Genomic DNA, 24,509 nt, shown 5'->3' on the forward strand with positions numbered 1-24,509 from the left:
GTCTGATCCAGCAGCGTGACAGACCAGACCCAGGGCCCTCGCCTGGAGCCCTCCTTCAGGGCCGTAGGACCGCGTTCTAGCCTGCCCACGGTCACAGAGCCATCTGGAACGCAAGCCTTTCTCCGGCTACAGCTGAATGCGGCCACACAAAAGTGAGGTGTCCCGAGCGCGTCACGCCGCACCCAGAAGGCAGTCAGCAGGGTTAGAAGAAGCTATCTCTCGGTTCACGCCATCCGATGTTGAGTTGCCCAGGCCACAGGCTCAGGGTGAGTGCCCACACCGCAGAGTTGAGCCGCAATCAGAAGCAGCTCAGCTCCGCAGTCCCTGGCCGCTACCGGCAGTTACGGCCTGTAATGCCACAGGGCTCGCGCATGGTAAATGGCGCTTCTAGCGCGGCGTCGGCCAGGCGCCTGGCCAGGTCTGCGGCCTCCTGCACCAGCGCGGGCTCTAGGGTCCGGTCGCGCGGGGAATGGTACGCAGGGTCCTCGCCCCGGTGCAAAAACAGGGTGCGAATCCTCAGGACCTTGAACGCGGCGTGGTCACTGCGGCCAGTGAGATTGAGGCTGCGGCCGAAGGTCTCGCGGGTGCTGACCGGCTCATCCTCGAACAGGCGCACGTCTGGCTGCACCCGGCGCACCAGCGCCCGCAAATCCTCGTGGGCGGCGACCCCCAGCGGCTGGGCAGCCACCCCCACCATGTCCAGATTCAGCACCGCGCGCGTGTGACGCAGAGACGGGCTGTACTGCTGCGCAAACAGGCGGCTGCCGTTAATGCCTGTTTCCTCGTCGTCAAACAGCACAAACCAGGCGCGCTCGGCCAGGGGGGTGCCGGCCGCCTGCCGGGCCAGATTCAGCACGGCCAGCACGCCGCTGGCGTTGTCGTTGGCGCCAGGGCTTCCCGGCACGCTGTCCAGGTGCGCGCCGAACAGCACGTCCGGCGTGGACTCCACCCGCGCGGCCAGCAGGTTGGACGCCGTGACGGTGCGCGTCCTCGTGCGGGTGGTAAACATCACGGTCTGCCCCACCTGCCGCAGCAGCGCGGCGCCGTCCTGGGCCGGCAGTTCCAGCAGCGGCAGCGTGGTGCCGTCCACCCGGCTGGGCTTGGGCGGCTGCGCGCAGTCATTGACAATCGCCAGGCCCAGGCCGCCCGCGTCCACCACAGCGTCGGCCAGCGCCGCCCAGCGCCCGGCCGGGCAGGTGGTCACGGCCAGCTGGCCCAGCAGCTGCAGGCGCTCCAGGGTGGCTGTAGTGGCGTCCGGCGGAATCCGCACCAACCGGGCCTCCTGCTCGCCGCCCTGCGCGCCCCAGAGCGGCTGGCCGCGCAGGACCTGCCCGCCCACGCGCACCTCGGCGCCCAGGCCTTCTAACACCGTGACCTCAAAGGGCTGCCGGGTCACGCGGTAGCCCAGAGCGGTCAGGTGCGCCGCCGCCCATTCCAACGTGCGGGCATGGCCCGGCGTGCCTGGCGCGCGCGGCCCAAAGGTGCGCAGCGCCGCCCAGTCGCCGGCCACGGTGCCCTGCTGCGCGGCAGCTTGCAGCGGCGGATTGACCGGCCGCGTGAGCCAGCGGTAGCCCCACCAGCCCAGCGCCAGCAGCACTAGCACAGGCAGCAGGATTTTCCAGGGGGCAATCGCTGGCCGCGTGGGCAGCGCGCGGGTGCGGGGGAACATAGAGGCAGCATAAGGGGGCGGGACACGGCACGTGAGCGCATCTGACCGCAGAGACCACAGCGGCCACTGACCATCTCCCTTGACCCCTTCTCAGGCAAACGACGTGAGTGTCTGTGACAGACAGCGGCGCCCACACAATTGAGGGGCACCCCTGGTCCTGGGCGAACGGGCAGACGCTAAAACTCAGGCGGGGATCAGCGAAGCCAAGAGGCGACCAAGCGGAGCAGCGAGGAATCCAGGCGGAGTCAGCCCAACTGGGGACCGCGCCGGGCCGCCTGAACAGCACAGGGACATTGGGCCGCGACCCGCTGAACGGCGGCCCTGTGCCGGCCCAGCCTGCCAGAACACGGCCTCAATAGGGCGCCTGACCGCATGCCCTTTGGCGCCGATGCTCTAGACTGCTCTGTGTGAATGTCAGGAATTTTTCCATTATCGCCCATGTGGACCACGGGAAATCGACCCTCGCGGACCGCATTCTGGAGCGGCTGGGCGCCATGTCCGAACGGGACAAGCGTGACCAGACCCTCGACACCTTAGAACTGGAACGCGAGCGCGGCATCACCATCAAGTCCACCCCGGTGCGGCTGTCCTACACACGGGAGAACGGGGAGCAGTACACCTTCAACCTCATTGACACGCCGGGCCACGTGGACTTCAACTACGAGGTCTCGCGCAGCCTGGCCGCCTGCGAGGGCGTGCTGCTGCTGGTGGACGCCTCGCAGGGCGTGGAGGCGCAGACCATCGTGAACGCCTATCTGGCGATTGACAACAACCTCGAAATTGTGCCGGTGATCAACAAGATTGACCTGCCCGCCGCCGACCCCGAAGGCGCCGCCCAGGAACTGGAAGACGTAATTGGCATTCCCGCCGAGGACGCCGTGTTCGCCTCGGGCAAGGCGGGGCTAGGCATCCCCGAGATTCTGGAAGCCATCGTGGAGCGCATTCCAGCGCCCAGCGGCGACCCAGAGGCGCCCCTCAAGGCGCTGATTTTCGACTCGTTCTATGACGCTTACCAGGGCGTGATCCTATTCGTGCGCGTGCTGGAAGGCACCTTGAAGGCCAAGCATCAGATTCTGCTGATGAACGCCGGCAAGACCTTCGAGGTGGACAAGGTGGGCACCTTCAGCCCCGGCCTGGTCGTGGGCCAGGAACTCTCTGCGGGTGCAGTGGGCTGGGTGGCGGCCGGCATCAAAGACATCCACGACGCGCAGGTGGGCGACACCCTGACCGGCAAGGACGTGCAGACGGCCGAGGCCTTCCCCGGCTTCAAACCCGCACAGCCGGTGGTGTTTAGCGGCCTCTACCCCACCGACACCGAGGACTACCGCAAACTGCGCGACGCCCTGGACAAGCTCAAACTCAACGACGCGGCCTTTTCCTTCGAGCCGGAAACCAGTGAAGCGCTGGGCTTTGGGTTTCGCTGCGGCTTTCTGGGCCTGCTGCACGCCGAGATTATTCAGGAGCGCCTGGAGCGCGAATACGACCTGGACCTGATCGCCACCGCGCCCGCCGTGGTGTACCGCGTCACCCTGACCAACGGCGAGATCTTCGAGACCCAGAACCCGGCCGAGTTTCCCACCCGTGACCGCATCACCAGTGTCGAAGAGCCCTACATCAAGCTGAGCATCATGCTGCCCGAGGAGTACGTGGGCACCGTGATGCAGCTGCTGCAAGAGCGCCGGGGCTCCATGATCACCATGAACTATGTCGGCAAGCGCGTGGAGCTGCTGTACGAGGTGCCGTTCGGGGAAATCCTGTACGACTTCCACGACCGCCTCAAAAGCATCTCGCGCGGGTACGCCAGCATGGACTACGAGCAGATCGGTTACCGCGAAGGCGACCTGCGTAAGGTGGACATCATGGTGAACAACGAGGTCATTGACGCACTGGCCGTCATCGTTCACGAGACCAAGACCTACAGCCTGGGCCGCAAGATTGTGGACAAGATGGCCGAGGTCATTCCGCGTCAGATGTTCCCGGTGCCGGTGCAGGCCGTGATTGGCGCCAAAATCATTGCGCGCGCCACCGTCAAAGCCTTCCGCAAGGACGTGCTGGCCAAGTGTTACGGCGGCGACATCAGCCGCAAGAAGAAGCTGCTGGAAAAGCAGAAGAAGGGCCGCGCCCGCATGAAGCAGTTCGGCACCGTGGAAGTGCCCCAGGAAGCCTTCCTGGCCGTGCTGAGCACCGAAGAATAACCGCGCCGACAATTCAGTCCCCAATCTTCTGACCGGCCCCGGCCGGTCAAGTTTTGTTGCCGAGGCCACTGCGGCCCTCTACCCTCTTTCAGTGTGACCTCTTGCACAAAATGCACAGTCAGTGTTACGCTTTAAACGTAAAAGCAGATGGCTTTACGCGGAGGAAAGATGACGACCCACGATGCCCAATCTTTACAGCAGGCGTTCAAACAGCTCCGTCAGGAGCAGACGGCCCTACAAGGCCGGTTTCAAAGCCGCGCCGAGGTGCAACAGCAGCGCAAGAACCGCGAGGTCCTGACCCAGGCGGCTGAATACACGGTGGACAACATCGTGCGCGAATCGGCCGATGTGCAGCTGGAAGTCGGCGCTGTCATGGCGCAGCTGGAACAGCGGCTGTCCGGCGAAGCGACTAAACTGAGCCAGCTCGTGACCGCCACCGAGGTCGCCCAGCGCGAACTGGCCGAACTGCGCCGCCTCCGGGTGGCGGCCGACGCTCTGGCCGCCCTGCAACAGGACAGCCGCGACCGGCTGGCCCGGCTGAACGGTGAACATCAGGCCCGGCTGGACGCCCTGGACCGCGAGCAGGCCGCTGACCGCCGCACCTGGGAACGCGAGGACGCTGAATTTGCCGCCGAGGCCCAGCGCATGCAGGCCGACACAGCCCGCGAACGCCAGCAGGAAGAAGCCGACCACACCTACCGGCGTCAGCGCGAGCGCCAGCACGACGCCGACGCCCAGCACGCCGCTGACCGTGCCCAGGAGCGCGACCTCGCCGAGCGCCGCCTGACCCTGGACCGCGACTGGCGGGAGCGCGAAGCCGCCCTGCAAACGACCGCTGAGCAGTTTGAAAAAGACCTCGCGCGCGTCGAAGCCTTTCCGCAGGTGCTGGAAGAAGAGGTCAGAAAGGCGCGCGAAGAAGGCATCCGGCAGGCAGGTGCCGACGCCAAGGTGCGCTCGGACCTGCTGGAACGCGAATGGGCGGCCAGCAAGCAGGGCTTCGAACTTCACCTTGAGTCGCTTCAGGCGTCCATCACGGCGGCCGAGGCGCAGGTGGCCGAACTCCAGGCCCAGCAGCAGCGCGTGAGCGAACAGACCCAGGGCCTCGCGGCCCGCGCGTTCCGAGGTGAAGCGTGACCCCCAAGCGTCCCGGCGAGACCGCCACCAAAGCCAAGATTCTCGAAGCCTTTGACGACCTTAGCACCGAATACACGCAGCTGGAAGGGCAACTGAGCGCCCTGAAAAGCCAGCTGAACCAGAAAGAAAAAGAGGTGCGCGAGGCCCAGAAACAGGCGCAGCAGCAGACGCAAAAGGCGCAGCAGGCCCCCGCAGGACCAATGGCCGAAGCGGCGAAACCCCTGCCCACCACCCCGGAAGGCAAGCCGGGCCGCATGGAAGTGGCCCTGGGCCTGCTCGCGCAGCTTCAGGCCGGGGCGTCCGGCACGCTGGCCGAACTGTCCGAGCAGCTCAGCGCCGAGGCCGCCGGGCTTCAGGGCGTGCTGAAGCTGGCCCAGGCCGAGCGTGAAGCCCTGAAAGAGTTGTACGACCTGGATGCGGGTGAAGACGCGCTGCGCCACCTGCTGGCCGAATACGACGCGGCGGCCGAAAGCGCCCGCACCGAGGCCGAGACCCGTCAGGCCCAGGTGGCCGAGGACTGGGAAGCGCGCCAGCGCGAGTGGCAGACCGAGCAGGACGCCCGGGAGCGCAGCGTACAGGAGCGCGACCTGACCGCCGCGACCACCCAGGAACGCGAGGACGCCGATTACCAGTACAGCCGCGACCTGGCCCGGCGCCTGGATGACGAAACCTACCGCGCCGAACAGGCCGAGCTGACCCGCACCCGCGCCGAGCGCCTGGACACGCAGGAACGCGAATGGAACACCCGCGAGGCCGAATTGACCCAGCGGGAAACGCACTTCCGCGACGTGACCGATAAGGCCGCCGCCCTGCCCACCGAACGCGAGGCCGCCCTGAAGCGCGCCGAGGCCGAAGGCACTGGCATTGGCAACCGGCAGGCGCGCGTGCGCACCGACCTGCAGGAGAAAGAAATTGACGGCCAGCGCCGCATCTACGAGCAGCGCACCCAAAACTTTCAGACCCGCCTGGACCTGCTTGAAAGGCGCGCGGCGCAGCTGTCCGAGCAGGTGGGGGCTGCCAGCCGGCAGATGCAGGACCTCGCGGTCAAGGCCATTGAGGGCCAGGCCAACGCCAGCAGCCTGAACGCCTTCAAAGAACTGGCCATGGAACAGGCCAAGGCCCAGGGCAAGAGCAAGAACTGAGCGTCAGGGCACGGCCAGGGGCGACCTTCTGCGGAGGGTCGCCCTGTTGCTGTGCCTAGAGCCCTGAAAAGGCAGTAAGTGTCAACCCGTGTAGAGAGCCGCTGGCACGACGCTGATCACACACAGGGGGCTGAGTATTCTGGACAGCGTTGTCTGAGCCGCCTGCTGGCCGACCATTCATACGGATTCCGTCTGTTTCGTTTACAAATCGGAACAGAGCCAATTTGCAAACTCCACGCCCGGAGCCCGTTTTGCTCATTCTCGCTCCGCTCGGATTGAATCGTTTTTGCAAACGATTCAATCGGAGTCCGTATCACAGTGGGGCCGTCACGGCCTCGGGGTGTAGGTCGCCTGCACCAGGCCACTTGGAAACGCGCGACTTCGGCTCAAGTGCCACGCCCGCTGCGGCAGACCACGCTCAAAGAGGGCAATCCCCGAGCCGAGGATGACAGGCACCCAGGACAGCGTCAGGTCTGTGACCACCCCTGCCCGGAGCCCCTGCCGCACCACATCACCACCGTCAAGGTAGATGTGTTCGTGGCCTTCGTGGGCCAACCGGTCCAGCACCTGCGTCAGTTCCCCCTGGCACGCCTCTACACCCTGCCGCGCGTCAAGTGGCCGGTGCGTGAGCACCAGCACCCGCTTGCCCGCGTAGGGCCATTCTGGAAACGAGCCCACCACATCGTAGGTCGAGCGGCCGATGACCAGCGCGTCAACAGACGCCATCAGCTCGGCGTAACCCGTGTCTTCCGGGGGCGTGGTCTGCACCAGATTGAGCCAGTCCAGCCCGTGATCGTCACCCGCAATGTACCCGTCCAGGCTGAGGCCCAGAAAAACTGTCACGCGCAGAGGCTTCGTCATGCTTAAATTCTATAGCGTAGAAATAAAGAGGGGCCAACACGCACAATGGAGTTCAATGACTGCTCCTCTTCCCCCCCGGCGCCGGGGACGACCTGCTCGTGGCGCTGGGCTGACCGAAGACACCGTGCTCAGTGCCGCCCTGGCCCTGCTGGAAAGAGACCGCGCCGCCTTCTCCATGCGCGCCCTCGCCCGCACGCTTCAGGTAGATGTGATGTCGCTCTACCACTACTTTCCAACCAAGGAGGCTCTGCTTGATGCCGCCGTCCTCGCTGCCTTCGCACCCCTGGACGAGGCTGGCCCTTCCCTTGAGGGAGAGCCCACCTGTGCTGGGCGGCTGGAGCGCCTGGCCGCGCTGTATCTCGGTGTGGTGCAGCGCTATCCGGGCCTCACGCTGGAGATTGCAGCTGGCCGCGTGCCTACGGCGCCTGTCGTCGCGCGCTTCGATGCTTTATTCGTGCAGGCGGTCAGGCCTCTTCCCCTGACCGCTGAGGAGACGCAAAGTGCTGGCCAGATGCTCGTGGACTACCTGCACGGCTTCATGCTGGGCGGTCCAGCGGCTGGGGAGGCCTGGCGGTTCGCCGTGCGCGTCTTCGCACAGGGCCTGCGCCATTGGCCGCCGGACGCAACTCAGGACCACTGATTCAGAGACTTTCTGAGGCTTACAGAACTGGTGGCCATAGTGTGCGTCAAGGGTAGACGAGGTTCCAGACCTCAGCATCAGTTGCTTACGAAACCGCTCAACAGAACTTGCCTTCACGCTTGGACAGCGGCCTTGCACGTTCTTCCCCACCCGCTTTGAATCCCCTTTTGCAAGCGATCTAACCGGAGAGGTCTTCAGTCCACTTCTGGCCACCTCAGCCGCCCTGGATGAGCAACGCATAGGCAGGCGCTGAAGCGGGGGCATTCGCTGGGGGTGGGGGTTGACAGACCCGTGAGGGTTCTGTCAGAGGCCGGCCGCTACCTTGGGCGGTATGTCCACGTCTGCGCCCACCCTGCCCCACCCGGCCACCGGGTTTGGTCAGGCCAGTTTGCGGACGCTGCGCGCCCAGTTCACCCTGGTGATCTTTCTGCTGGCCTTTCTGCCCAATGTGGTGCTGACCTTGACGGCCCGGCCCAACGTGGCGCCGCTGACCCTGCTGGCCTGGATGGTGACGGTGGGAGCGCTGTGCGCGGCGGTCGGCTATCTGCTCAGTGGCACCCTGCTGCGGCCCCTTAGCCGCCTTCAAGCCCAGGTTGAGGCCGGCGCCTTTCAGGCCGCCCACGCCGATGATCCGACGGAGATTCGCGCGCTGAGGGGCGCGTTTACGGGCCTACTGTCCAGTCTCGGCACCGAGCAGGCGCGGCGCAACGCCTTCATGGCCACGCTGGTGCATGACCTGAAAACGCCGCTGATCGCCACCGGCCACCTGACCAAGATCCTGACCACCATGCCGCTGCCCGAACCAGAACGCCGCATGATGGGCGAGCAGATGCAAGCCGAAACCGCCCGGCTGCTGGCGCTGGTGCAGCAGATGGCCGACGCCCACCGCTTCGAGCAGGAAGACGTGCAGGTGCAGCTGATCTCCACCGATCTGGGCGCCTTGCTGAACGATGTGGCCCTGCGCGCCGCCCCTCAGGCCGAGGCCCAGGGGCTGACCCTGAGCGTTCAGGGTGAAGGACACGCCCAGACCGATCCGGCGGTGCTGGAACGCGCCGTCATGAACCTCACCACCAACGCCCTGCGTTACGCCCGCAGCGGCGTGACTCTCAGCGTGTCCGCAGATGGCCTGCACGTGACCGACGATGGCCCCGGCCTGGCCGCGCCCCTGGACGAGCTGGCCCAGCCGTTTAACGCCCAGCCCACCACGATTGCCGGGCAGCAGTACACCGCCGGCACCGCTGGTCTGGGCCTTTTCATCGCCCGCCGCATCGCCCAGGCCCACGGCGGCGACCTGCACTACAGCCGCCTGCCCCCTCCCGACGCTTCCTCCGGCCTCTCCTTTTCCGAAGCCCCTGCCGGTGCCGACGCCTGCCTGCCCGCCCTGACCCGCTTCACGCTCTCCCTGCCGGAGGTTTCCCCATGAGACTAGTCATTGCCGACGACCATCCCCTCTTTCGTATGGGCCTCAAGTACGCCCTGATTCACCAGGGCTTTGACGTGGTGGCCGAGGCCAGTGACGGCCTGGCCGCGCTGGAGGCCTGCCGCGCCCTGCAACCCGACGCCGCGCTGCTGGACGTGAAGATGCCCGGCATGACCGGCATTGAGGTCTGCGAGCGCCTGCGTCAGACCAACCCCCGGCTGGTTAGCGTCCTGATCACCACCTTTGCCGAACCCGCCATCGTGCAGGCCGCCCGCGCGGCGGGGGCCCGCGGCTACGTGAGCAAGGAAACCGACCCCGAAAGCCTGGCCCGGCAACTGCGCGACATCGTGGCCAACCCGGATGTGGACCGCCTGCCTCATGTGGACGTGCCCCGCCTGACCCCCCGCGAATCCGAGGTGCTGCCGCTGCTGGCGCAGGGCTACAGCAACAAGGAGATCGCCAAGAACCTGGGCGTCTCGCCCGATACCGTCAAAGACCACCTGGCCCGGCTGTACGCCAAGCTGGACGCGGGTGACCGCACCGAGGCGGTCAGCCGCGCCCGCTCTATCGGCCTGCTGCACTGAGAGTAAGAGCCAGCACCGCTGAGGCGCACCACTGAGTCACAGAGCCCTCAATCAACGTGGGCCAATGCACCTGGGCGGCAGCCTTCCTGACCTGGATGGTGGCGCCGCCCTGACCATCAAGGCCATAGAAGACCGCTGTGAAACTACACAGACAACCGCCGGGTCACCCTTCATTACAGGTGGCCCGGCGGCTCAAGTGAGGCAATCCGGCACATGCCCGGCTGTTAAAGTGAAGGCCACATGAAGACTTGCTGCCTGTTTTCCATGACGCTGCTTCTCGCCGGCACTGCGGCGGCGCAGGGCACATCGCCCGACGCGCGCCTGACCCTCTGGGGCAGTGTGGGGACCGAAGCCTATATCGCGCCGGGCGTTTCACTGGGCCTGAGCGCTCCGCTGGGCCAGATCGGCTCCTTTCAGACCACCCTGCGCGGCACCGCCGGCCTGTATATCCTGCCTATCGCCGACCTGAACGGGCCACTGCCCCTGGTGAACGCCGACGTGCTGTTCTCGGGGACGGCGGGCCAGGTGAACGTCTACGGCGGTCCCAGCCTGGGCACGCTGGCCGGGGCCGTGTGGTTTGCGGGCGTAACAGGTGGCGTACGCGGGCAGTTTGGGGAGAGCAACCTGGGCTGGTTCAGCGAGGCCCGCGTGCGCGCCGGCTTTGTTCCAGGCAGCGGCACGCCGCTCCTGCCCCTGGTGGGCGGCGGGTTTGGCCTCACCTACCGCTTCTAACCTTTTCGCCGCCTTGCCTCCGGGCCGCCTGTACCCTGCGGGGAATGAGCGGCCCTGTTTCTGCCTCCCCTTTTACCCTCTCGGCCCGCGCCCAGAGCCTCAAGCCCTCGGCCACGGTGGCGGTGACCAGCCGCGCCCTGGAACTCAGGCGGCAGGGCGTGGACGTGATTTCCATGAGCGTGGGCGAGCCGGACTTCGACACGCCGCCGCACATCAAGGCCGCCGCCATTCAGGCCATCGAAAGCGGCAAGACGAAATACACCGCCGTGAACGGCATTCCCGAACTGCGCGAGGCCATCAGCGCCAAGTTTGAGTGGGAAAACGGCCTCCGCTACGCCCCTAATGCGGTCACCGTGACCAGCGGCGGAAAACAGGCCCTCTTCAATGCTTTCTTTGCGCTGCTCAATCCTGGCGACGAGGTGCTGATTCCGGCTCCCTACTGGGTCAGCTACCCCGAGATGGTCGCCCTGACAGGAGCGGTGCCGGTGCCGGTGCCTACCACTGCCGAAAGCGGCTTCCAACTGAACCCCGACGACCTCGCCGCCCGCATCACGCCGCGCACCCGCATGATCGTGCTGAACAGTCCGGGCAACCCCACAGGCGCGGTGTTTCCGCCTGAAGTGCTGCAGTCCATTGCCGAGTTGGCCTGGCAGCGCGGCCTGACCATCGTGTCCGACGAGATGTACGAGCATCTGGTCTACGGCGCCCAACAGGTCAGCATCGGCACCTATGCCCCGGAGCACACCTTGACCATTAACGGGGCCAGCAAGGCGTATGCCATGACTGGCTGGCGCATCGGCTACGCCGGCGGGCCAGCCGCCGTGATTGCCGCCATGAACGCTATACAGTCGCAGAGCACCAGCAATGCCAGCAGTGTCAGCCAGTACGCGGCGCTGGCGGCACTAACGCAGCACGAGGCCACGGCGCGGTTTATCGAGGAGGCCCGGCGTGCCTATCAGGTCCGGCGCGACCACATCGTGGCGGGTCTGAACGCGCTGGGGCTCACGACGCCGACCCCGCAGGGCGCGTTTTATGTCATGGCCGATACGAGCCGAATTCACCCTGACGAACTGGAGGCTACGCGCCGCATCCTGGATGAAGCGCGGGTGGCCGTCGTGCCCGGCACCGATTTTGGGGCACCCGGCCAGGTGCGCCTGAGTTACGCGCTGGGCTTGGAGACCATTGAGGAGGTCTTGCGCCGCCTGGGCCAGTTGCTGGCGTGAGAGTGGTGTTCCCATTTTTCCCTGGCTGGGAGTACACCGCACCTCAAATCCAGAGAGGCTACTCCGCCCTGTCACGCCGCCTGGTCACTCTGCCCGCCGCCAGGCGCTCTAAGCAGCCACCGAACTTTTGAAGGATGACTGGGGCGGCCCAGTCCCTAAGCTGCCCCTATGCCTCTGGTCAAAAGCGTTGCGTGCGCCGCTGTGCTGTGGCTCTCCAGCACAGCCTCGGCACTCCTATCCGGCGTGCCTTTACCTGACGGCGGGTGGGCAGGCTGGCGGTGCCTGACGCCAGACGAAGCCCCGGCCTGCCGCGTGCCGGTGTTCGTCCGCCTGGACGCGGCGGGGCGGGTGAAGCGCCAGGCGCAGGTGCCCGAAAGTCGCAGCCTCGGCCCGGTGTTGCGGCACCCTGACGGACGCACCCTGTAGCTGGGCGGCTCAACCCTCGTGGCTCTGGATGCCAACACGCTGAAGGCGCGCTGGCATGTCCAGCTGTCCGCCGCCGCCTGGAGCCTGGAACCCCTGGCCCTCTCGCCGAATGGTCAGCATCTGGCTGTGGCTGGTCAGAACGGCGCCGTGCGGCTGCTCAGTGCCCAGAGCGGGCGGTGGGTCAACACCCTCCAGCATCCGTTCTACAGAGACCAGAAGGACGGCTCCGGCGACTTCTTTGCCACCCCAACCGCCCTGGCCTTTTCGCCTGATGGCCGCACCCTCGCCATTGGCTCTCGGGGTGGTGGGGTGCGGCTGCGCTCGCTGGCCAATGGGCAGGAGCGCCAGCTCTCGGGAGGCTGCACAGCGGCGAGGACCGCAGCACACCTGGGGCCAGTGAGGGGCCTGCTGTTCACAGATGCGGGCACGCTGGTCAGCACCGCCAACGACGAGCAGCTGGTGGCCTGGCCGCTGCGCCCGCCGCGTCAGGCCCGCTGCCTGTCTTTGCCCGGCGGCGCGACCTCGCTGCACCTCTTGCCGCAGGGCCGCCTGCTGGCGCTGGGGGTCACCTCGAGCACCCTACTTCACTGGCCGGAGGTCACGCGACTGGCCCGGCTCGCTCCGCTGGGCTCAGCACTGGTGCGGTGGCAGATCACGGACACCACCCTGGCCCTCAGTGACCAGCACAGCACCCGCCGCTGGGGGCTGCTGAGCGCCGCGCCTTTGCCCAGCACTGCGCTCCCTCTGGCCACCTTTCACCCCACCGGGGCCACCGTCACCATCGGAGATGACCTGAGGGTGCGCGTCAAAGCCGCTGGGCACACACGGGTTCTCTGGCCCCCGGCCGTGGCGCCGGCCAATCTGGACGGCCTGGGCGTCCCTGTCGGCTGGCAGGTGCGCTTGAAAGGCGGCCAACTGACCGTGAGCGCCACCTCTAACGTCCGCACCATGACGAACGGAACGACCGACTTCACCAACAACTACGTGTGGGCCTGGCCGTCAGGCCGCTTTCTGGGCTGCCGCACCCTGCACGGGGACGGAGACAACCTGAGTATCGCCTCTCTTCCGGTGCCCTGCCGCACGCGGGAACCCTGACGCCACTCCTGGCGTACCCTGGCGGTATGACCAACATGCATCCGGGCGGCGACGGCACCTACAGCCTCCGTGACTTTCTGGCCCAGACCGCCGAGCGGGACAACCCCGGCGACGTCTTTGAACTGGAATCCAGCAAGATGCTGGAGGTCAAGGTCAATGGCCGTATCTGGAGCAAGCTGGGGGCTATGGTGGCCTACAAGGGCAACCTCAGCTTCAAGCGCGAGGGCACCCTGGAAGGCGGCCTGATGAAAGCCCTCAAGCGCGCCGTCTCGCAGGAGATGAGCCCCCTGGCCAAAATCGAGGGCCGGGGCGTGGCCTACCTGGCCGACCAGGGCAAAGAGGTGCAGATTCTGCGCCTGCAAGGGGACAGCCTGAACGTCAACGGCAACGACCTGCTGGCCTTTGAAGATAGCGTGCAGTACGACATCACCATGCAGCGCCGCATTGCGGGCATGGCGGCAGGCGGCCTCTTTAGCGTGCGCGTGCAGGGGCACGGCATGGTGGCCATCCTCTCGCACGGCAAGCCGCTGACCCTGCGCGTGACCCATCAGGAACCGATTTTTACTGACCCCAACGCCACGATTGCCTGGAGCGGCAACCTGCAGCCCCAGCTGCGGATGGACGCCAGTCTGCGCAGCATGTTTGGTCGGGGCGGCGGCGAGACCTACCAGATGGTCTTTCAGGGCGACGGCTTCGTGGTCGTGCAGCCTTATGAAGAGTTCGAGCAGGGCCTGGGCGGCGGCAGCGGCCACAGCAGTGGCGGCGTGGGCGGCGCCATCGGGGACCTGTTCGACTGAAGTCAGGAAGTGGGGAGTAGGAAGTAGGGAGTAGAAAAAGCGTAAGGATGGAGGGCGTGGCCTGGACGGCACGCCCTCTCTTTTCTCCACTCATACTGACTCCGATTGAATCGTTCTTGCAAACGATTCAATCCGAGCGGAGCGAGAAAGAGCAAAACGGGTTCCGGGCGTGGAGTTTGCAAATCGGTCCTGTTCCGATTTGCAAACGAAACAGACGGAATCCGTATCACCACTGCCCACTTCCCACTCCCCAACCGCTACACTCGCCCCCAATGAGCTTGGTTGTACTGGCAACGGGAGGCACCGGGGGACACATCTATCCGGCGGTGGCCACGGCGCGCGACCTGGCGGCGCGCGGGCACGAGACGTTGCTGCTGGGCCAGCGCGGCGGCATGGAAGAGCGGGTGGCCGCCGAACAGGGGCTGGCCTTTGAAGGCGTGGACGCCGGCAAACTGGCGCGCAGCGGGCAGGGCCGCCCTGACCCCCGCGAACTGCTGCGCGCCGGGCAGGGGGTCTTGCAGGCCAGGATGGTGCTGGCCCGGCTGCGGCCCAGCGCGGTGGTGGGGTTTGGCGGTTTTGCCAGCCTGCCCGGCGTGCTGGCCGCCCAGAGTCTGGGGCTGCCCACCGTGCTGCACGAGCAGAACGCCCGTCTGGGCCTGACCCAGCGCCTCGCCGTGGGCCGCGCCCGCGCGGTGGGCACCGTGTACGAGCGCGTGCTGGGCCTGGACCCCGCCCGCGCCACCCTGGTCGGCATGCCAGTGCGCGAAGAGCGTCTGCCCCGCGCCGAGGCCCTTTCGCGCCTGGGGCTGCAAGACGGCCCCCTGACCCTGTTCATCATGGGCGGGTCGCAGGGGTCGCTGTTCTTAAACAACAGCGTGCCGGACACCCTGCAGAACATCCTGGGACAGGAGGGACTGCTGCCCGAAGACACGGGGGGCGGCCTGGTCAACCTGGATTTCACTGGCCAGAGAGGACGCGCCGTACAGGTGCTGCATTCCACCGGGCCGCGCTGGCTCTCGGAGGTCGGGCCGCGTGTCCGGGGCCTAGACTGGTACAAGGCCGCCGGCTACGTGGACGCCGTGGCCGCGTGGTCGGTGGCCGACCTGGCCATTACCCGCGCGGGCACCAGCACCCTGGCCGAGGCCGCCTTTCACGGGGTGCCGCTGGTGATGGTGCCGCTGCCCGAGTCCTCAGAAAATCACCAGTACCACAACGCCCTGGCCGTGCAGACGGCTGGAGCCGGGCGCGTGGTCGAGCAAAAGAGCGTGCCAGAAACCCTGGGACAGGCGGTGTTAGAGTGTGCCTCAGCGGGGACGCGCGCCTCCATGAGTGGAGCGGCCCGCCAGCGTGCCCAGCCGGGCGCAGCGGGGCAGTTTGCGTCCCTGATCGAACGGCACCTGCGTTAAGGGCCCCTCCCCTCCCATGACTGACCACGCTCTTCCCATCCCCCCGCCCGGCCCCGCCGAGGCGTTTCAAGCGGCCTCCCCTTCCCTCCACTACCACCTGATGGGCATCGGCGGCATCGGCATGAGTGCCTTTGCCCGCCTGCTCGCGGCGCAGGGCCACCGCGTCAGCGGCTGCGACGAGGCTGTTACCGACCTGACGGCCCGGCTGGGCGCCGAGGGCGTGCCGGTCGCGGCCGGACACGCCGCCGCCCACATCACGGACGCCCCTTACGGCCCCGTGGACATCCTGGTGGCTTCGGAAGCCGTACCCAAAACCCACCCGGAACTGCTGGCCGCGCGCGCCGCTGGCGTGGCGGTGCGCCCGCGCATGGCGCTGCTGGACGACCTTTTGCGCACCGGGCCCAGTGTGGGGGTGATCGGCACACACGGCAAGACCACCACGACCAGCATGATCGCCGTGGCCCTGACCGGGGCCGGCCTGGACCCCTCTGCGTTCGTGGGCGGCATCGTGCCGGAGTTCGGCAGCAACGCCCGGCTGGGGCGCGGCCCGTTCGTGGCCGAGGTAGACGAGTCCGACAAGGGCTTTGCCGCGCTGGGCGCAGGCACCGCCGTGTTTACCAACGCCGAGGACGACCATGTGGGCGGCTCCCAGGCCACTTACTGGGAAACTGTAGAAGAGCAGCACGCGGCCTTTGCGCGCTTTGTGGCGCAGTCGGGCCGCGTGCTGCTGTGCGCCGACTGGCCTGGTCTGGACGCCCTGTGCAGCGGTGCCCGCGAGCAGCTCAGCTACGGCCAGGCCGAGGGCGCCGACTACCGCGCCGAAGGGCTGCAACCCGACGCCGAGGGCACCAGTTTTGCGGTGGTCTACCGGGGGCAGCCGCTGGTGAACGCGCGCGTGGCCCTGCCCGGCACCCACAACGTCCTGAACGCGCTGGCTGCGCTGGCGGTCGTGCATCTGCACGGCGGCGACCTGGCGCTGGCGGCCGCCGCGCTGGCTGACTTCCGGGGGCCTGGGCGGCGCTGGCAGCGCATCGGCGAACTGAACGGCGCCCTGGTGATTGATGACTACGCCCACAACGCCACCAAGGTCGCCGCCGCCGTGCAGGCCGCGCGGCAGACCGGGCGGCGGGTGCGGGTGGTCTTTCAGCCGCACCGTTACCTGCGCACCCAGCAGTCCTGGCCCCGCCTGGCCGACGCCCTGATGGACGCCGACGAGGTGCTGCTGCTGGATATTGCCGCCGCCAGTGAGGCGCCCATTCCCGGTATTCACGCCACCCTGATTTCTGGGCGAATGGCCGACAACGGCCACGCGGGCGTGCGCTACCTGCCTGACCGCGCCGAGGTGCTGCGCGTGCTGCGCGAGACAGCCAGCCGCGAAGACGTGATCGTCACGATGGGCGCGGGGGATGTATGGACCCTGGCGCGCGACCTCGTGGGCGGCGCGGCGTGACCGCCGCAGTCAGCCGCAGCGGCACGCGGGTTGAAAGGCTGCCGCTCTCGCGGTTTACCACCCTGGGCGTGGGCGGCGAGGCCGAGGTCTGGTTCGTGACTTCTCATGACGCCCTGGCCGAGGCCATGGAGCGCCCCTACCGAATTCTGGGCGGCGGCAGCAATCTGGTCATTGCGGACGCCGGGGTGCCCGAGCGCGTGCTGCGTCTCTCCGGCCCCCTGGCCGAACGTGACCTGACGCCCGACCCCTTGCTCAGCACCCCGGCGCGCGTCGTCACTGGCTGGGTGGGCGGCGGCGTCCCCCTGCCAGGCCTGGTGCGGCAGCTGCAGAAACTGGGCCTGAGCGGCCTGGAAGGCACGGTGGGTATTCCGGCGCAGGTGGGCGGGGCCGTGTGGATGAACGCCGGCACCCGGTACGGCGAGATGTTTGACGGCCTGCACACCATCGAGCTGGTCACGCCTGAAGGCACGCGGCAGGTCACGCCAGACGACTTGCCCTGGGGCTACCGCCAGAGCGGGATTCCCCGGAACCATGTGGTCAGCCGCGTGCGCTTGGCCCTGACGGTCAGCACGCCGGACGCTGTGCTGGCCAAGATGGACTTTGCCGATCAGGCCCGCAGGGGGCAGCCCAAGATGAAAACGCCGGGCTGCGCCTTCAAGAACCCTGGCGGGGTCAGCGCGGGTCAACTGATTGACGAGGCAGGCCTGAAAGGAACGCGCATCGGCAACGCCCTGATTGCCCCGGAACACGCCAACTTCATTGTCAATCTGGGGGGGGCGACGGCGGCAGACGTTCACGCGCTGCTGGACACCGTCCGGGCGCGCGTGAAGGTGCCCCTGGAACTGGAATACGAGCTGTGGCCAGGGCAGGCTGAGCCTTGACGCAGCCGGGGCGCAACCGGCGGGTCGGCCCTGAGCCGCAGGAACCTGCCTCTGCTGTGCTCGTGCCTGACCTGATCTTTCCAGCGGTGGCCCCCGACCCGGACCCCCCAGCCCGACCAGCTCGCCGCCGCCTGCGCCGCCGCTGGTGGGGCCTCATCCTGACCCTGCTTCTGGTGGGAGCCGCGCTGGGGCTCTGGTTTGGGCTGCCTATCCGCACCGTCACGGTTGACGGCAACGTGCGCCTGTCGCCCGCGCGGGTGCAGACCCTGGCCGGGCTGAGCCCTGACTTTGGCTGGCTGTATTACGGCGCCTGGCGCGCACGTGGCCTGCTGGGCAGCCCCTGGGTTCAATCGGCCACGGTCACACGCACCTTTCCCGACGCGGTCCATATCCAGCTGACCGAGCGCACCGCCTACGCCCGCCTGCGCCGCCTAGACGGCGTGGTCGTGGCCATCGCTGCCGACGGCACGGTGCTGCCCGGCGCCCTGAATACGGCGAAGCTCCCGCTGATCAGCGGCTGGGGCCCCGACCGCCTGCCCGAAATGCTGCGGGTGCTGCGCGCCCTGTCCCGCTACAATGTGCAGTCGGTTGCTTATTCACCGACAGGCCTGACCCTCACGGTGGCCGGAAAAGAGGCCAGCAGCCGCGTGTGGACAGGCGACGTGCAAGCGTTACTGAAGTATGCTGAGAGCATCAGCATGTATCCAAACCACAAGATTTCGATTTACCCCTGGGGGGTGAGCGTCCAGGAATGAAAGACAACACCATCATTGTGGGCCTGGACATCGGCACCACGAAAATCACGACCGTCATAGGCGAGGTTGCTGCGGGCGGGAGTGTGGACATCATCGGTGAAGGCACCGTGCCCAGCGAGGGCATGAAGCGCGGCTCTGTGGTCAATCTGGAACGCGCCACCCACGCCATCAAACAGTCGGTGCAGGCCGCCGAGCGCGTCAGCGGGGTCAAGGTCGAGAGCGTGTATGTCTCGGTGGCGGGCAACCACGCCAAGGCGATTACCAGCCACGGCCTGGCCGCCATTCGCCGCAACCAAGAAATTGCCCAGCCTGACGTGGACCGCGCCATCGAGAATGCGCGGGCCGTGCCGCTGGACCCGAACCTAGAAATTATCCATACGCTGCCTCAGGAATACGTGGTGGACGGCCAGGAAGGCATTAAAAACCCGGTCGGCATGCACGGTGTTCGGCTGGAAGTGGACGTGCATATCGTGGCTGGCACCGCCGGACCACTGCTGAACCTGCGCCGCTGCGTGCAGGAAGCTGGCCTGCGGGTTGAGGGGTTTGCCCTGCACGCCCTGGCCAGTGGTCTGGCGACCCTGGAAGCCGCCGAGCAGGCCCAGACTGTCGTGGTCGTGGACATGGGCGGCGGCACCACCGACATGGCGGTGTTCAAGCGCGGCAACCTGGCGCACTCGGCCTGCATTCCGCTGGGTGGCGAGCACGTCACCGCCGACTTGGCGCAGATTCTCAAGATTCCCATGGAGGAAGCCGAGAACGTCAAGCGGCGGTACGGCGCGGCCTTGCCGGAACTGGCCGACCAGGACCTGACCCTGGAAATCACCACGTCCTCGGGCAGCACCCACGCCATCACGGCCTTTGAACTGTCGCGCATCATCAAGCCGCGTCTGGCTGAGATCTTCGGCCTGATTCGGGACGAGATTGACCACACCCTCGGGCCGGTGGAGCTGGTGGCCCAGAACGTCATCCTGACGGGCGGCGCGGCGCTGCTGCGTGGAGCGCCCGAACTGGCGCGCGACCGCTTCCGGCTACCGGTGCGGGTGGGCCGCCCGCGCGGTATTGGCGGCCTGACCGACATCGTCAGTGGCCCTGGCCACGCCGGCAGCGTGGGCCTCGTGCTGTACGGCATTGGAGAGGACGGCAAGGTGCCGCATCTGGTGTACGGCGACATGGCCCCGGCGGTAACCGCCCCCAGCACCCCTGACGTGCCGGTGGTCCCAGCCCCCACCCCAGAGCCGGTCGCGGCCACACCCGACAAACCCAAGGACAAAGTCGGCCCCAGCCTGGCCGACCGGGTGCGCGGCTGGTTTAAAGATTGGATGTAAAGCGGAGCGGGGGCCAGCCAGACTGCGGCCCCCGCTGCCCTGACTTCCCCGCCAGACGGGTGCGCTACACTGCGCGGCAGTGCCTCTGGGCTGTGCCCCCCGTGGGCCCGGCGCCAGACCGGAAGGAGACATGATGCAAGCGGCCAGAATTCGCGTGATTGGCTTGGGCGGGGCCGGCAACAATGCCGTGAACCGCATGATTGAATCGGGACTGGAAGGCGTGGAGTTTATCGCCGGCAACACGGACGCGCAGGTGCTGGCCAAGAGCCACGCCGAGATCCGCATTCAGCTGGGTGACCGCCTGACGCGCGGCCTGGGGGCCGGGGCCGACCCCGAAGTGGGCGAGAAGGCTGCCCTGGAAGACCGCGAGCGCATCAAGGAATACCTGGACGGCACCGACATGCTCTTTATTACGGCGGGCATGGGCGGCGGCACCGGCACCGGCAGCGCCCCTGTGGTGGCCGAGATCGCCCGCGAGATGGGCATTCTGACGGTCGCCATCGTCACCCGGCCGTTCAAGTTTGAAGGCCCCAAGCGCCTGCGCGTGGCCGAAGAAGGCATTGGCAAACTGGCCGACCGCGTGGACGGCATGATCGTGGTCAACAACGAGAAGTTGCTGACCGCTGTGGACAAGAAGGTGTCGTTCCGCGAGGCCTTCCTGATTGCTGACCGCGTGCTGTATTACGGCGTCAAGGGCATCAGCGACGTGATTAACGTTGAAGGCATGATCAACCTCGACTTTGCCGACGTGCGCAACCTGCTGGCCAACTCCGGCACGGTCCTGATGGGCATCGGCGCCGGGCGCGGCGAGAAGGTCGCGGAAGAGGCCGCCATGAGCGCCATCCACAGCCCGCTGCTGGAACGCGGCATCGAGGGGGCGCGCCGCATTCTGGTCAATGTGACGGGCAGCTACGACCTGTCCATGACCGACGCCAACGAGATTGTCGAGAAAATCCGCGAGGCCACCGGCTTCGAGGAACCCGACATCCTGTTCGGGATTACCCCCGACGAGGCGGCCGGCGACGAGGTGCGCGTGACTGTGATCGCCACGGGCTTCAACGACATGCCGGTGACGGTGGCGGGGGGCCTGCGCTCCAGCGTCATTGACACGATTGTCAAGCCGGTGCGCGGCGGCACGGCCTACGACCCCAAGGACTACGACATTCCCGCTTTCCTCCGGAACGTGGACCGGGACTGAGGAAAGGCAGACAAGATGAGGCACCTCTCCGGGGGTGCTTTTTTGTCAAAGACTGTGGGCACCCGTGGCGCCGTCCATCTCATGGCGAAAGTTGACCTCACGCATCCCGAACAACGGGTCATTGGCGAGGTGCTGCAAGCGTTCGCTTGTGGTGACTTCGTCCCTGCCGACCTCATGCATACCCTGCTGGGCTACGGCCCACAAGAACTTCAGGCACTCTCCGACTGCTGGGGAACAGTCCACTGGTCGGAGATGCCTCATGAATACATCTGGTTGGTGGGGGCGGTGTTCGATGCCTTGTGCGTTTATCCCCACGACAACTGGGGCCGCTGGTATCAACATGTGCATGTTCCACCGCAACGGGCCGAACGGATTTTCGACAAATGGGCTTATACGGATTCCGTTTGTTTCATTGACAAATCGGGAAAACGTCGATTTGCCAACTCCACGTCCGGAACCCGTTTTTCTCCTTCTCGCTCCGCTCGGATTTCATCGTTTTTGCAAACGATTCAATCGGAGTCTGTATTACCTAGCGGATTCAACCGTTGCTTAATGAAACCGCTCAGCATCACCTCATCAGTTATCTAAGCAAAAACAAGCAGTGCGCCGGATAAAAACATCCGGCGCACTGACTTTTGGCCTGTTTTAGAACTTGATGGTGTATTCCGCGAAGCCGTCTTCACGGGTGCGCAGCAGCTGCGCGCCGGCGGGCAGGAACTTCTGGGCGTTGGGGCTGCTGACATACAGCAGGGTCGCGCCGGGAATGGGCGTCAGTTTCCAGTTGCCGTCGGCCGTGGGATTCACGGTCTTCTGCTCGTTGAAGTACTTGACGAGCGCCTCGCGGGTTTCGTCGGGGGCTTGCAGCACGATGTTCGTGCCGTTCAGGCCGGGGAACGACCCGCCGCCCGAGGCGCGGTAGTTGTTGGTTGCCACGACGAACCGCGCGGCCGGGTCAATGGGCTGGCCCTGATACTGGAGGTTCTTGATTCGGGCCGCAGCGGCGTTCGCCACCTGGCCCTGGCTGGTGTAGCGGCTGGGCTGGGTCACGTCAATCTCGTAGGTGACGCCGTCAATCACGTCAAAGTTGTAGGTGGGGAAGGCCTCGTCCACCAGCGCCTGCGGCTCGGTCTTGCTGGGATCAATCTGCTTGAACTGCCCGGCGCTGCGCTCCAGCCATTCCTTGAGCTGGGCGCCAGTCACGACCACAGCCTGCACCGTGTTGGGGTAGACGTACAGGTCGGCGACGTTCTTGATGGCCAGCGTGCCGGCAGGAATGTCGGTGTAGTAGCTCACGCCGCTGCGCCCGCCCGCCTTGAAGGGCGCGGCGGCCGACAGCACCGGCAGGTCCTTGTACTGGGTGCTGCTCAGGGCGGCCTTGACGTAGGCGGTCTGGGCGTTGCTGACCAGCTGCACGCTGGGATCATCCTGCACCAGCGCCCAGTAGGAGTTGATGGGGGCTGTCAGGTCGGCCACCTTGCCGCGCACGTAGGCCAGCGTGCCTTCATGGGCGGCCTTGACGGCGGCGGCAATGCGGGGGTCGGGGGTCACCAGGTTCTTCTTGGCGGTCTTGTCCCAGATGGGGCGGATGGCGGCGGTGCCGTCCTGCACGGTCCACTGCTGGGTCTTGCGGTCAAAGTTCAGCTTCAGGTCCACGATGCCGAGGTCGTTGCCCCAGAATCCGGCCATGACCACGGGCTTGCCGTTGATGGTGCCCTTGGTGATGTCGGCGCCGGGAATGCTCTTGTAGACCGGGCCAGGAAACTCCTGGTGGCTGTGGCCGGACAGCACCACGTTTAGGCCAGGCACCTTGGTCAGTTCGGCCGCCGCGTTTTCCTGCCCTGGCTGATAATCAGCGCTGATGCCGCTGTGGGCGATGGCCACCACGATGTCGGCCCCCTGCGCTTTCATCTGGGGCACGAACTTGCGGGCCGTTTCCACCATGTCGCGCGTGGTGACCTTGCCTTCGAGGTTGCTCTTGTCCCACTGCATAATCTGCGGCGGCAGCAGCCCCAGGATGCCCACATTGATGTAGTAGGGGCGGCCAGTGGTGTCGTACACCAGCTTGCGCTGAATCAGGTAGGGCGTGAAGGCGTTCTTGTCGTTGTCGGGGTTGCCGTCGCCGTCTTCGAGGTAGACGTTGGCACTGACATACGGCATGGGCGCGCCCTTCAGGACGTTTTCCAGAAAGGGCAGGCCGTAGTTGAACTCGTGGTTGCCCAGGTTGCCGGCGTCGTAACCCAGCACCGCCATTGCGGCGTGGATGGGGTGGCGCTGACCTGCGGCCAGGGGATTCACGCGGGCCACGTAGTCACCCAGGGGGTTGCCCTGAATCAGGTCGCCGTTGTCAAAGAGCATGGTGTTGCGCTTTTCCTTGCGGGCGTTCTGCACCAGCGTGGCGGTGTACTCCAGGCCGAACTCGCCCGTGGGCTTGTCCTGGTAGTAGTCGTAGCCCAGCGCGTTGGTGTGAAGGTCGGTGGTTTCCAGCAGCCGCAGGTCAACGGTCTGCGCGCCCGCTGCACCCAGCAGCAGGGCCGTCATCAGAAAGAGGTGATTACGCACGCCCCTTAGCATACTGAACCGGATGCAAGTTGGGGTGAAGCGCTTCCGCCAGTCCTCATGCGGACTCCGCTGAATTGCAGCACAGCAAAGACAGGCACTGTCTGCGCTTCCATATCGCGAAATCCGCATCTGTTCCTGCTCGCTCTCCTACGGAGCTTTTCAAGTCTGCGGCGCAGCTTTCTAAGTCCGCTCGGATTCCACCCGGCATTCTGCTCGGTTCAATCCGAGTCCGTCTCAGGCAGCCGGCCGCAGCTTGGAAGGGTGCCGGCCACCCAGCGCCCTCTTCGGACAGGCCCTCACCTTCCGCTGAAGCTGACAGGCTCCATCCCGCTACAGCCGGGCGGCCAGGGCACGGAACAGCGCTGGCGGCTCGGGGGCTCTTCCTCCATTGACCCAGCCACACCGCCCGTCGCGCAGCGGCCCCCCCACGCCCACGCCCATCCCATCAGGAAACAGGGCGGTGTAGTCGGGCGGGGCGGTGACGGGCTGGGCGCCGGGCAGGGCTGTCACCGCCTCAACCTCACCCGCATGCCCAAAGTGCAGGCTGTGGATGCCGTCCGGCGCCTGCCAGGTAAACCTCGCCCCGGTGGGCGCTAGGGGACCAGGATGAACAATATGTGCCGCGGCCCGCCCAGGGCGCAGCCGCAGAGTAACTTCCAGCGCTTCGCCCAGCAGGCCGAAACTGCCCACAAAGGGGCGGGTGAGGTCGTAGCCCTGCACATTTTTGACGGTGCGGCCCCCCGCGCGCACGACCCGGCCACTGGGCGCCCGGAAGGTCACGCCCAGCACATCGGCCGCGAAAAAGAAGGTCTGCCCAAAGCCGCCGCGCGTGACCAGCCCGCCCACGCCACCGGGCAGTTCGGCCGGTGGAAACGGGGGGAACAGGCCAGCCGGCAGCGCCGCGTATACCTCCAGCAGCAGTGTGTCCCCGCTGACCGTCACGGTCTGGTCGCCCGGCGACAGATCAAGAATGGGCACAGGGCGCCTCCGGTGCCGGGTGGCCGGAAAAGCGGAGCC

22 protein-coding genes are annotated in these 24,509 nt (G+C 66.5%); 18 read left to right on the top strand and 4 right to left on the bottom strand.

Annotated features, from left to right (window positions below):
* Positions 1-331: 331 nt before the first annotated feature.
* The gene (locus tag GO986_RS04775) at positions 332-1,669 is read right to left on the bottom strand and encodes a M28 family metallopeptidase (protein ID WP_157458118.1); all 1,338 of its coding nucleotides are present in this window, start codon (positions 1,667-1,669) and stop codon (positions 332-334) included.
* Positions 1,670-2,076: 407 nt separating this feature from the next.
* Here GO986_RS04775 and lepA point away from each other — a divergent pair, with 407 nt between their 5' ends.
* From lepA to GO986_RS04795, 3 genes are all read left to right on the top strand, one after another.
* On the top strand, positions 2,077-3,864 hold the full coding sequence (lepA, locus tag GO986_RS04780; protein WP_369409156.1) for a translation elongation factor 4: 1,788 nt from the start codon (positions 2,077-2,079) through the stop codon (positions 3,862-3,864).
* 168 nt (positions 3,865-4,032) lie between these two features.
* Positions 4,033-4,998 carry a coiled-coil domain-containing protein gene (locus tag GO986_RS22535; RefSeq protein WP_198170408.1) on the top strand — a complete coding sequence of 322 codons (966 nt, stop codon included), beginning with the start codon at positions 4,033-4,035 and terminating at the stop codon, positions 4,996-4,998.
* Positions 4,995-6,140 carry a coiled-coil domain-containing protein gene (locus tag GO986_RS04795; protein ID WP_157458121.1) on the top strand — a complete coding sequence of 382 codons (1,146 nt, stop codon included), beginning with the start codon at positions 4,995-4,997 and terminating at the stop codon, positions 6,138-6,140. The genes GO986_RS22535 and GO986_RS04795 overlap by 4 nt, the downstream gene beginning before the upstream one ends.
* Before the next feature lie 327 nt (positions 6,141-6,467).
* Here the strand turns inward: GO986_RS04795 and GO986_RS04800 are convergent, their stop codons facing one another.
* Positions 6,468-7,001 carry a dihydrofolate reductase family protein gene (locus tag GO986_RS04800; protein WP_157458122.1) on the bottom strand — a complete coding sequence of 178 codons (534 nt, stop codon included), beginning with the start codon at positions 6,999-7,001 and terminating at the stop codon, positions 6,468-6,470.
* Between the two features lie 55 nt (positions 7,002-7,056).
* Between GO986_RS04800 and GO986_RS04805 the strand changes: the two genes are divergently transcribed.
* The 15 genes from GO986_RS04805 (at position 7,057) to GO986_RS04875 (ending at position 21,521) form a co-directional block, all read left to right on the top strand.
* The gene (locus GO986_RS04805; RefSeq protein WP_198170409.1) at positions 7,057-7,641 is read left to right on the top strand and encodes a TetR/AcrR family transcriptional regulator; all 585 of its coding nucleotides are present in this window, start codon (positions 7,057-7,059) and stop codon (positions 7,639-7,641) included.
* A gap of 331 nt (positions 7,642-7,972) precedes the next feature.
* Positions 7,973-9,064, top strand: coding sequence for a sensor histidine kinase (locus GO986_RS04810; RefSeq protein WP_157458124.1), 1,092 nt, complete (start codon positions 7,973-7,975; stop codon positions 9,062-9,064).
* Complete coding sequence (locus GO986_RS04815; protein ID WP_107136771.1) at positions 9,061-9,645, top strand: response regulator transcription factor; 585 nt, start codon at positions 9,061-9,063, stop codon at positions 9,643-9,645. Before GO986_RS04810 ends, GO986_RS04815 begins: the two co-directional genes overlap by 4 nt.
* Before the next feature lie 264 nt (positions 9,646-9,909).
* Positions 9,910-10,377, top strand: coding sequence for a hypothetical protein (locus GO986_RS04820; RefSeq protein WP_157458125.1), 468 nt, complete (start codon positions 9,910-9,912; stop codon positions 10,375-10,377).
* A gap of 44 nt (positions 10,378-10,421) precedes the next feature.
* Positions 10,422-11,600 (top strand): pyridoxal phosphate-dependent aminotransferase, encoded by a 1,179-nt coding sequence (locus GO986_RS04825; RefSeq protein WP_157458126.1) that lies wholly within the window; start codon positions 10,422-10,424, stop codon positions 11,598-11,600.
* 168 nt (positions 11,601-11,768) lie between these two features.
* Positions 11,769-12,026 (top strand): hypothetical protein, encoded by a 258-nt coding sequence (locus tag GO986_RS04830; RefSeq protein ID WP_157458127.1) that lies wholly within the window; start codon positions 11,769-11,771, stop codon positions 12,024-12,026.
* 18 nt (positions 12,027-12,044) lie between these two features.
* A complete protein-coding gene (locus tag GO986_RS04835; RefSeq protein ID WP_198170410.1) occupies positions 12,045-13,121 on the top strand; it encodes a WD40 repeat domain-containing protein in 1,077 nt (358 codons plus the stop codon).
* A gap of 26 nt (positions 13,122-13,147) precedes the next feature.
* The gene (locus GO986_RS04840; RefSeq protein WP_157458129.1) at positions 13,148-13,918 is read left to right on the top strand and encodes an AIM24 family protein; all 771 of its coding nucleotides are present in this window, start codon (positions 13,148-13,150) and stop codon (positions 13,916-13,918) included.
* 272 nt (positions 13,919-14,190) lie between these two features.
* Complete coding sequence (gene murG, locus GO986_RS04845) at positions 14,191-15,324, top strand: undecaprenyldiphospho-muramoylpentapeptide beta-N-acetylglucosaminyltransferase (protein WP_157458130.1); 1,134 nt, start codon at positions 14,191-14,193, stop codon at positions 15,322-15,324.
* A 100-nt stretch (positions 15,325-15,424) separates the two neighbouring features.
* On the top strand, positions 15,425-16,774 hold the full coding sequence (gene murC, locus GO986_RS04850) for a UDP-N-acetylmuramate--L-alanine ligase (RefSeq protein ID WP_232337445.1): 1,350 nt from the start codon (positions 15,425-15,427) through the stop codon (positions 16,772-16,774).
* Entirely contained in the window at positions 16,771-17,655 is an 885-nt protein-coding gene (locus GO986_RS04855; protein WP_369409158.1) for a UDP-N-acetylmuramate dehydrogenase, read from the top strand. Before murC ends, GO986_RS04855 begins: the two co-directional genes overlap by 4 nt.
* A gap of 62 nt (positions 17,656-17,717) precedes the next feature.
* On the top strand, positions 17,718-18,410 hold the full coding sequence (locus GO986_RS04860) for a cell division protein FtsQ/DivIB (protein ID WP_369409159.1): 693 nt from the start codon (positions 17,718-17,720) through the stop codon (positions 18,408-18,410).
* Positions 18,407-19,735, top strand: coding sequence for a cell division protein FtsA (gene ftsA, locus GO986_RS04865; protein ID WP_157458134.1), 1,329 nt, complete (start codon positions 18,407-18,409; stop codon positions 19,733-19,735). The genes GO986_RS04860 and ftsA overlap by 4 nt, the downstream gene beginning before the upstream one ends.
* A 133-nt stretch (positions 19,736-19,868) precedes the next feature.
* Positions 19,869-20,933, top strand: coding sequence for a cell division protein FtsZ (gene ftsZ / locus GO986_RS04870; protein WP_157458211.1), 1,065 nt, complete (start codon positions 19,869-19,871; stop codon positions 20,931-20,933).
* A gap of 81 nt (positions 20,934-21,014) precedes the next feature.
* A complete protein-coding gene (locus GO986_RS04875) occupies positions 21,015-21,521 on the top strand; it encodes a hypothetical protein (RefSeq protein ID WP_157458135.1) in 507 nt (168 codons plus the stop codon).
* 57 nt (positions 21,522-21,578) lie between these two features.
* Here GO986_RS04875 and cpdB read toward each other — a convergent pair whose 3' ends face one another.
* Positions 21,579-23,504 carry a 2',3'-cyclic-nucleotide 2'-phosphodiesterase gene (gene cpdB / locus GO986_RS04880; protein WP_198170411.1) on the bottom strand — a complete coding sequence of 642 codons (1,926 nt, stop codon included), beginning with the start codon at positions 23,502-23,504 and terminating at the stop codon, positions 21,579-21,581.
* Between the two features lie 318 nt (positions 23,505-23,822).
* Complete coding sequence (locus GO986_RS04885) at positions 23,823-24,470, bottom strand: FAD-binding oxidoreductase (protein ID WP_369409160.1); 648 nt, start codon at positions 24,468-24,470, stop codon at positions 23,823-23,825.
* Positions 24,471-24,509: the final 39 nt, after the last annotated feature.

Origin of the sequence: Deinococcus arboris, from assembly GCF_009755355.1 — a bacterium.
In the GTDB taxonomy this organism is placed as follows: domain Bacteria; phylum Deinococcota; class Deinococci; order Deinococcales; family Deinococcaceae; genus Deinococcus; species Deinococcus betulae.